The sequence below is a fragment of the Laceyella sediminis genome (assembly GCF_003003125.1).
Taxonomy (GTDB): Bacteria; Bacillota; Bacilli; order Thermoactinomycetales; family Thermoactinomycetaceae; genus Laceyella; species Laceyella tengchongensis.
In genome coordinates, this window is the sequence record NZ_PVTZ01000003.1 from 300,178 (window position 1) to 308,424 (window position 8,247).

An 8,247-nucleotide genomic window follows, 5' to 3' on the forward strand; every position below is an offset into this window, starting at 1 on the left:
TCCTTTCCCCCTACCCATTGTCCACATAATTGCTCTCGCTCCTTCATATTCTTTAGGAAAATCAGTAATTATTTACCAAAATCACACTTTTGCTAGACAAAGGCGGTTATCGGCTATGGGACAACAATTTTGGACAACGGTCATCCTCGATTTCCTGATCGCGCTCGGCGTAGTATTGGGCGGTGTGATGCTAGGCGGTGTGGGAGCATTTCTCGCCGACGACTATCCGATGTTTAAAATGCTACGCCTCGCAGAACAATTAAAGATATGGGCAATGGTAGCGGCCATCGGCGGCACATTTGACATGATCAAAAACATTGAAATCACCATTTTAGGCGGTCAGATCAATCTCGCCCTGCAACAATTGTGCTTTATCATCAGCGCGTTTTTGGGCGCCCACACCGGCACCGTCCTGATTCGCTGGATGATCCAAGGGGAATACTGACATGGTGCGCGGCGTCATTGCCGGCTTGAAAAAAAACCGGCGTGCATGGGTGATGCTCCTGCTGGGCTTTCTTTTCGGCAACGGCTTGTTTCTTCTCCTATACGGCCAAAAAATCGACGGCCTACTATCAGAGCGCAACGCTCTGTATTACGCCAACAACCAAAAGTACAAAGAAATCCTGAAGTTGCAGGAAGAGACATTGCGGTTGGCCCGCAAAGGAGAGCGACACCAGGAAAACAAGGATCGCATCCAAAAAATCATCGTAGAAGTGGACAGTGAACAATCCGTGATTATCGATTTGGTAAAAGAACAGCTTGAGAAAAAACTGACTCCCTTTCTCGGCAAATCGATGCAATGGATCAGCAACAATCCTGACCTGATCGAATTAATTTTGGAGAAAGAACAAATAGTGATAGATGAAGCACAAAAATTAAAAGTAGAAGTACACCTGAAATATGTGTCTTTTTATGACGAAACATTAAAAATCTGGGTTCAAACAAAAGACGTCTCTAGTGATGATGTATCTGATATAGTAAAATAGTTGTATGCAATTACTACTCGACACGACGAAGGGAAGGGGGAACCACCATGATCATCAATCGCAAAGAAATGGCCCGCGCCAAATTGGAAAAGCTGAAAAACGGATATTCCGCCTTTGCGGAAACACAAGAAGTTGCAGAGTTCATTGAAAAAGAATTGGAAAAGTTGGACCTTCACGTGCATATTGACCGCACTGAACACGGATGTTGGTTCATCCCGGAACAATCTAAATCGTAATTCACGTATTTTTGAGCGCCTCCATCATTTGATCGAGGCGCTTATTTCCTGGAGGTTTTTATAAACATGCAAGCCATTGGCATTATCTTGGTTTCCGTCATCTGCGTCACCGTCTTCGGCACTTTCTTCAACAGCATGCTGGCACGCAGAACGGACGGCCTGCCCAAACGGATCTACCAAGCGCGAATGAACATGTTTATGGGGCTGATGTTCTTGGCAATCGGGTCATTGCAATTTCTGATGCCGAGCGATTCAGTGTTGCGCCTGTTTTTCATCGGTTTGATCCTCGCTGTGGGCCTATTTAATCTTTATTACGGATTTAAGCACCATCGCTTTTACAGCAATCAAGTGAAACAGCATCAAGATCGCACTTCCCCGGTTTCATGAGAAAAGCCGGTGACGATAATGTCACCGGCTTTTCTCATGTTGTCAGCGCTCCATGGTGTAAGCAGTAACCAACGCCTTGGCCACCACTTGATTGTCGATCATCATCTCCACATCCATTTTGGCCTGCTTTCTTCCCAAGTCAAGAATGCGCGGTGAAATGTCCACAACCGTATCAATCTGAATCGGCTTTAAAAAGTATAGGGTAAAGTTCTGAATCGCCAAATCCCCACGCCGTTGCCGACGCAACATCCGCATCGCCGTTTCGGTGATCAGCGTTGTGCACACCCCTGTGCTGAGCCGACCTAAAGCATCTGTCATCTGCGGGGTAATCCGGCCACGGAACAGCGTCTGTCCCGATTTTTCCACTTCATGAAAGCCGCGAAAACTCAACTCTTGAATCGTTTCCCCGATCTGCGGCTGTTTCTGCATGTATTGCAAGGATTTGATCACATCTTGTCGGCTGATCACCCCAATCAGCTTACGATGGTCATTTACGACGGGCAACAGCTCGATGCCTTCCCACACCATCTCATGCGCAGCCGAAGCCAATGACGTTTTGGTTGTCGCCATGATCGGATTTTTGGTCATCGCCCGCTCGATGGGATCTTGCGGCTCATACCCCATCACATCTTTGGCCGTCACCATCCCCACCACCCGACCATGGTCATCCACCACCGGATAGCGGCTGTGCGCCGTTTCCCGCACAAACTGGTGAAAGCGGGCGATCGTGTCATTGTGGTGCAAATAGTAAGGCTGGTGGTTCTTAGGCAACACGTCCTCCACCATCAAAATCTCTTTTTTAATCAGCCGATCATAAATCGCCCGGTTGATCATGGAAGCGACAGTAAAGCTGTCATAACTGCTGGAGATCACGGGCAGTTCCAACTCATTGGCCAACTTCTTCACATTTGGCGTCGTGTCAAACCCACCTGTGATCAAGACCGCTGCCTCATTCTCCAAAGCGATCCGATGCACATTGTCCCGATTTCCGACAATCAACAGGTTTCCCGGTTCTATGTATCTCATCATGGCTTCCAGCTTCATGGCCCCGATGACAAAACGGTTTAGCGTTTTATGCAATCCTGCCTTCCCGCCCAACACCGTCCCATCCACAATGTTGACCACTTCAGCAAAAGTGAGTCGTTCAATATCCGAGCGTTGCTTTTTCTCCACCCTGACCGTGCCCACGCGCTCAATTGTGTGAACAAGTCCTTGCGCTTCAGCCTCTTTGATCGCACGATAAGCGGTGCCGTCGCTCACATTCAAATCCCGCGCGATTTGTCGAACAGATATTTTGTGGCCGATCTCCAATTTTTCGATATACTGCAAAATCTGCTCGTGCTTCGTTGACAATGGCTTTCCTCCCATCTACTCTGATTGTCCACTTCATTTTCATATTACAATAATTTCCGTACAAAACCTATCTCTGGCCTTAATAGAAAAACAAGCCAAAGATCCCTGCACCGGGTTCTTTGGCTTGTTTTTACAAAATGAGACTACAAAGCCAGCGCTTTAAAAGGTTTAAGTCCCGCCGGCCTTCTGTGCAACGATCAATGGTGGACCGTCAACCGCTGCCGCCGTCTCCACCGTTGTTCCGCTTCCAACCACTGCCGTCTGCGCTCCGCCTCTTTTCTCCGCTGTCGGATGCGAACCTGCCGCATCAGGTCGTTCAAATTGGCGATCAAGAACAAACCCATCACCGTCAACCATACCACCACAAACAGCGAAGAGAGCCTAGCTTGAAGTTGGAGGGGGAGCTTGGCCAGCCCCAGGCAGAAGCAAGCCGCCCCGCACAACAAATAAATACCCCGTTGTCGCATCGTCGTCACCCCTTCTACTCACTATATTTATGAAAGGGTTGGACGCTTCATGTGCGAAAAAAGCGCTCCAGCGGCCGCCGCTGGGGTTTTAGCCTAACACAAATGCGAAGATGATTCCAAAAAACATCAACCATATTCCCCAACCGCCGATCCCCCGAAACGACGCCGTCTCCAAAAACAAAAACATCCATCGTTTCCAGACCCGGTTAACGCCCTCTCTCGTATAAACGACGGTCAGGTTGTACACAGCCATGGTCAAACCCACGATCATCAGGATGACGCCAGACACCAGCCACATCATACGCACCCCTCACAACTTTTTCCCAAACCGGGCGCTACAGAAACCCGTAAACGAAAACCTTATGCTTTTTGGGAACGGTTGCGGCGGAAGAACCACACTGCACCCACAATCAGCAGTGCGCCAACGATGACAATGACAATATCTTGGTAGACGCTCATATATTCCAGCACCTTGGACCAAGAAGCGCCAAGGGCTGCACCCAGATTTACCAGAACCATGTTCCAAATCAACGATCCGACAGCAGTGAACAACAGGAACAACGGAAAATTCATTTTCGCCATCCCCGCCGGAATCGAAATCAAGCTGCGCACGATCGGAACCATCCGGCAGAAAAACACAGTCCAGATACCATAACGGTGAAACCAAGCATTCGCTTTATGTATGTCCTCTTTATCGGTTCTCAAGAGATGCCCCCAACGCTCAACGATGCGTTCTAACCGCTCCACATCCAGCAACCGACCGATATAGAACAGGGCAATCGCTCCGACCACAGCTCCTAGCGTCGAAGCAATCACCACACCCGTAACCGTCAAATCAGATTGCGTCGTCATAAATCCGCCAAACGACAACACGATTTCCGATGGAATCGGCGGGAAGAGGTTCTCTAGCGCAATCATCAAGAAAATCCCTAAATAACCAAACTCTTCCATGAAATCTGTAATCCAGCTTTCCACATTGATCCCCTCCAGTTGCTCAATTCTTCCTTTGTTGAATGCCCACAAGCATTCGCATTAGCTCATATATGTCGATGTTGGTGTTAAGCCGCTTCCTGTTCCCGGCTCCTGGTACGTCGCAGGGCGTTAGCGGCCCTTTGGCGCGAAACGCGATATTTTTGACACAGGCTTACAAATGATTTGGCTCGTGATTCATCCCCCATTACCTCGATGTCATTTTCTCATTGTAACAAGAATCGGATCATTTTTGTCATGGAATCCGCCATGCTCAAAACATATTCACAAATCCTTTTTCAGGTAGATGCAAAGCGGGCTCCAGCCGGCCAATTTCGTAAGTGCGGGGCAAGTAAAGTGCATCCCCTCCCCGCACCCCGTTTTTATTATTCTGTCAATTTCCAGCCATAATCACTTAATAAAAAACCAATATCATTTAGATATTGGTCATCAAGAATACCTTCTATTTCTCCCTTTTACCTCAACCGGAATCACATACGGCCGAATTCTTTCCATGATCCGTTTCCCTTTCAACGGTTCATGCTGGTCATATCCGTTTACCTGGGTGTAGCAAAGCCACTCCTCCAGCTCGTCCAATGTGAGATTAGATGTGTAGATCGTGGGAAGCTGATTGGACGCTCTGCTGTGAAGCACCACCGACAGCACCCCATCCCTCAACCAAGGGGTTAAGTTTTCCACGCCGATATCATCCATGACCAAAATGGGCACACTGCTCAACGCTTCAAGCTTACTGTTGACCGAAGCTTTATTATTGGCGACCGCGTCCCTCATCTCCGAAGCAAGCGCGGACATATGCACCATCAGCGACGAAATGCCGTGTTCGGCAAGGGTGTTTAATATGGCACTAGCGATGTAGCTTTTGCCCGTCCCAAACGGTCCCCACAAGTAAATCCCTTTGGTGGGTTGCCCATTGGCCACTTTCAAACAGAACTCCAGCGCCACGTCAAGCGCCTTGGCCCGGCCACTGTCCAATTCGATCGCTTCAAATGTCGCATTCTGCACATCCAAAGAGATGTCATGGCATTGAATCAAACTCTTGCGCCATTCTTCCTCTTTCTTGGCCTTCAATTTGCTGCACTCATGCATGGCCAATTCCACATATCCTCCATACTCCCGCAAGGAAGGATAGTGCCCTTTGATCAAGTTCGGGCATGCGTTCAGACTGAAGCAATGCTTGCAATTCTCATTTTCCTGTACAAATTGGCTAAGCTGGGAATAGGAGTTTTTTAAAGATGACTGGGGAACATCATTTTCAACCATATACTTAACCACCAGCGGATGTTTCAGTAGCGTGCTTAATTGTTTTTCTATTTTGCTTGGGTCAATCCGCTCTTTCATCTTTGAGGAAATCACGTTGCCTGCCTTTTTCAACGCTTAGCTTCCTCCCCTCGTTCCCGATTATCCTACATGAAATGTATAAACAGACGCACGATGTCATTGTTTTATCCAGATGATAAGCAAGACTTATCTTATCACAAAAGCAACGAGGAAGCATCAGCGAACATTTGCCGCATTTTGCCTCCTCCGCTATCTATTCGCCAAGGTTTTCTTCTAATTTGTATAAATCTATCATTCAACCTGAGTCTTTACTCCATTCTAACTCACCATCTATCCTATCAGTCTATGAAAATTCTAGCGTAACTCCCTACAACGTAAATCACTTTTTTAGAGCAATCAACTAGCACATGACAAAAAAATAAAGCACATTGTGCTTACTCAATCCTACGTTTGATCTTTTGAAATCAGGTCTAGTTTCCGTTTCTTCACTTGTTCCAACTCATTGAAGTCATATGGCTTCACTTTATAAAACCTCACAATGTTATCCTCAATCATTCCGATTTTAAACGGTTCATCCTCGAAGTAGTACCGCTCCCACAACCAAACGCTATTTTCTACTAAGTCATTCACGTGTCCATTACATCTGATACCAGAATAGATGAAAGATACTTTGTGTTTAAACAGTTCCTCGTATTCGTTTATGCGCTTTTCCACTTCTTCTAATCGGCGACACTCAGCAAAATATTTCGCCGCTAGTGGTGGGTAACCTAAAGTAATGCCTAATAACTCGTGGAATTCGGGTGAAAGATGGTTTACAGTAGCCAGCTTCATTAAAAATTCTTCTTTCATTTGTTCAGTTTGAAAGAAAAGGAAAAAATCAGCTTCTTCGTGTAAATGAATACCTTCTGTGACACATGGGTAGTGTTTGTATAGATGAGATGCTTTTTGAAATGTAACACAATTGGAACTATCAAATAGTGCCGGTTTTAATCCCATTAAGAACGCTTCGTAATCGCGTAACGGCTTTTTCATTACATGTACCCCTTTCACGCACTCAATTAAAGTATACATTAAAAACGGCGACTACCTATAAGTGGAAAATCCAACAACCACCGTAGCCGCTAATCGGAAAGCAAATCCTTTCTAGAAACAATCTCATCTGATCGTTTCGAGGGGATGGACGAAGAAAGGGCAGATTCGGTTACCGGTGTTTCAGAAGTTTGTGTTTAAGCCACTTGCGTAGTTCGCGAGTGTTTTTTTGTTATGGAAGAATGTTTGTAAATGTTTGTATAATGGAAGAGCAAAATATGAATACAAGCTAGGAGATTGGATTATGAGTTCATTTGATATTCAATCTAAACAATACTGTCATACCTGCAAGATACATACAAACCACCATATTGTCACTAAAAACGGAGAACCTGTACAATATGTTGAAGAAATACTCGAGGATGATGATTATGTGTATGGTGAAGTTACTTATGCAGTAGTCCAATGTAAGGGTTGTGACACGATTGGTTTTTTACGTATATATAATGATATGGATAATTGGCAATACGCTCACCGTGTAAAAGAGGAAACCGGAAAAGACATCGATCCTAACGATTATTACAAATATCCTGAAGAACCTAAGAAAGAATCTGCTCCTATCCCTTATAACCATTACGAGAGTAAAATTAAGTTTAAACACTTACCTGAGTATATCAAAGAGCTTCGCTCGGAAGCGATTAAGGCCTATAAAGAAGATTTGTTGTACTTGTGTGCTACTGGAATTCGGATGTTAGTTGAAGCCATATGTAAGGAAAAAGGGATTCCAGAGTATAAAAAAAATGAAGACGGTTCTTTGCAAACGTATAAAGATGGAAACCCGATACCTAATAGTATTAAATGGAAAATTGATGAGTTGCATAAGCGGGGATTCATTCAGGAAAGCGCCCGTGATATTCTTCATCAAGTAAGAGAAATGGGAAATGCCTCTGCTCATGATATAGAGAAACATGATTTAAGGACTATTCGCTCTGCATTAGAAACGGTTGAGTTGATTCTTTATACCATCTATGAATTACCAAATCAAAAGATCTATGAGAGGAAAACCAAACAAAACCCTGAAGATATGAAGGGCTCGAATTGATCATTCGAGGCTTTATCATTATTTTACAAAAACTTAGTACGGTTCTGACTCCTTGTTGAATATTTCTTGAGTTTGTCTTTAAAGTGATTTTAATACTTTCACTCATTGCGTCCAAAAACCCCAAGTAACGCAAGTAACGTTTTTGGACGCAATAAAAAAGACTGCCTGGGGCAGTCTTAGAGGCTGCTGACAAACTGCCTTGAAAGGCAGGGTCAGCAGCCTTTTTTGTCGAATCAATAAAAAACAATCTATAAGGAGTTTTTTCTATGTTTAGAACAAATCCGAGTAAAGAACATCAACCAGAACTGGTTAACATAGAAGAACTAGTTCCACGAGATCACTTGTTACGGAAAATTAATGAAACGATCGACTTCTCCTTCATTGCTGAGAAATGTAAAGAATTATACTGCCAAGATAAT

At 45.0% G+C, this 8,247-nt stretch carries 12 protein-coding genes; 6 read left to right on the plus strand and 6 right to left on the minus strand.

What is annotated here, in order from left to right; genetic code table 11:
• Positions 1-115 precede the first annotated feature (115 nt).
• The 4 genes from CLV36_RS06085 (at position 116) to CLV36_RS06100 (ending at position 1,609) form a co-directional block, all read left to right on the plus strand.
• Positions 116-445, plus strand: a complete 330-nt coding sequence (locus CLV36_RS06085) for a YtrH family sporulation protein (protein ID WP_022735822.1) — start codon at positions 116-118, stop codon at positions 443-445.
• A 1-nt stretch (position 446) separates the two neighbouring features.
• On the plus strand, positions 447-986 hold the full coding sequence (locus tag CLV36_RS06090) for a sporulation membrane protein YtrI (RefSeq protein WP_106342029.1): 540 nt from the start codon (positions 447-449) through the stop codon (positions 984-986).
• Positions 987-1,033: 47 nt separating this feature from the next.
• Entirely contained in the window at positions 1,034-1,222 is a 189-nt protein-coding gene (locus CLV36_RS06095; RefSeq protein WP_106342030.1) for a YtzJ family protein, read from the plus strand.
• A gap of 66 nt (positions 1,223-1,288) precedes the next feature.
• Positions 1,289-1,609 carry a YtpI family protein gene (locus tag CLV36_RS06100; RefSeq protein ID WP_106342031.1) on the plus strand — a complete coding sequence of 107 codons (321 nt, stop codon included), beginning with the start codon at positions 1,289-1,291 and terminating at the stop codon, positions 1,607-1,609.
• A gap of 42 nt (positions 1,610-1,651) precedes the next feature.
• Here the strand turns inward: CLV36_RS06100 and CLV36_RS06105 are convergent, their stop codons facing one another.
• From CLV36_RS06105 to CLV36_RS06130, 6 genes are all read right to left on the minus strand, one after another.
• Positions 1,652-2,962, minus strand: coding sequence for a DRTGG domain-containing protein (locus CLV36_RS06105; protein WP_106342032.1), 1,311 nt, complete (start codon positions 2,960-2,962; stop codon positions 1,652-1,654).
• 197 nt (positions 2,963-3,159) lie between these two features.
• Positions 3,160-3,429, minus strand: a complete 270-nt coding sequence (locus CLV36_RS06110) for a hypothetical protein (protein WP_106342033.1) — start codon at positions 3,427-3,429, stop codon at positions 3,160-3,162.
• Between the two features lie 88 nt (positions 3,430-3,517).
• Entirely contained in the window at positions 3,518-3,727 is a 210-nt protein-coding gene (locus CLV36_RS06115) for a hypothetical protein (protein WP_106342034.1), read from the minus strand.
• Positions 3,728-3,789: 62 nt separating this feature from the next.
• A complete protein-coding gene (locus tag CLV36_RS06120) occupies positions 3,790-4,404 on the minus strand; it encodes a DedA family protein (protein ID WP_022735815.1) in 615 nt (204 codons plus the stop codon).
• Between the two features lie 444 nt (positions 4,405-4,848).
• On the minus strand, positions 4,849-5,790 hold the full coding sequence (gene dnaI / locus CLV36_RS06125) for a primosomal protein DnaI (RefSeq protein WP_022735814.1): 942 nt from the start codon (positions 5,788-5,790) through the stop codon (positions 4,849-4,851).
• 351 nt (positions 5,791-6,141) lie between these two features.
• A complete protein-coding gene (locus CLV36_RS06130; protein ID WP_106342035.1) occupies positions 6,142-6,729 on the minus strand; it encodes a hypothetical protein in 588 nt (195 codons plus the stop codon).
• A gap of 301 nt (positions 6,730-7,030) precedes the next feature.
• Between CLV36_RS06130 and CLV36_RS06135 the strand changes: the two genes are divergently transcribed.
• Positions 7,031-7,828 (plus strand): DUF4145 domain-containing protein, encoded by a 798-nt coding sequence (locus CLV36_RS06135; RefSeq protein WP_022735812.1) that lies wholly within the window; start codon positions 7,031-7,033, stop codon positions 7,826-7,828.
• A gap of 266 nt (positions 7,829-8,094) precedes the next feature.
• On the plus strand, positions 8,095-8,247 hold a 153-nt coding region (locus CLV36_RS17635), incomplete at its 3' end, for a transposase (protein WP_483868525.1).

What these genes read in the sequence shown, in the direction of transcription:
- CLV36_RS06115 (WP_106342034.1), bottom strand. Translation starts at nt 3,727, where the DNA reads ATGTGGCTGGTGTCTGGCGTCATCCTGATGATCGTGGGTTTGACCATG.
- CLV36_RS06100 (WP_106342031.1), top strand. Translation starts at nt 1,289, where the DNA reads ATGCAAGCCATTGGCATTATCTTGGTTTCCGTCATCTGCGTCACCGTC.
- CLV36_RS06090 (WP_106342029.1), top strand. Translation starts at nt 447, where the DNA reads ATGGTGCGCGGCGTCATTGCCGGCTTGAAAAAAAACCGGCGTGCATGG.
- CLV36_RS06110 (WP_106342033.1), bottom strand. Translation starts at nt 3,429, where the DNA reads ATGCGACAACGGGGTATTTATTTGTTGTGCGGGGCGGCTTGCTTCTGC.
- CLV36_RS06135 (WP_022735812.1), top strand. Translation starts at nt 7,031, where the DNA reads ATGAGTTCATTTGATATTCAATCTAAACAATACTGTCATACCTGCAAG.
- CLV36_RS06095 (WP_106342030.1), top strand. Translation starts at nt 1,034, where the DNA reads ATGATCATCAATCGCAAAGAAATGGCCCGCGCCAAATTGGAAAAGCTG.
- CLV36_RS06085 (WP_022735822.1), top strand. Translation starts at nt 116, where the DNA reads ATGGGACAACAATTTTGGACAACGGTCATCCTCGATTTCCTGATCGCG.
- CLV36_RS06130 (WP_106342035.1), bottom strand. Translation starts at nt 6,729, where the DNA reads ATGAAAAAGCCGTTACGCGATTACGAAGCGTTCTTAATGGGATTAAAA.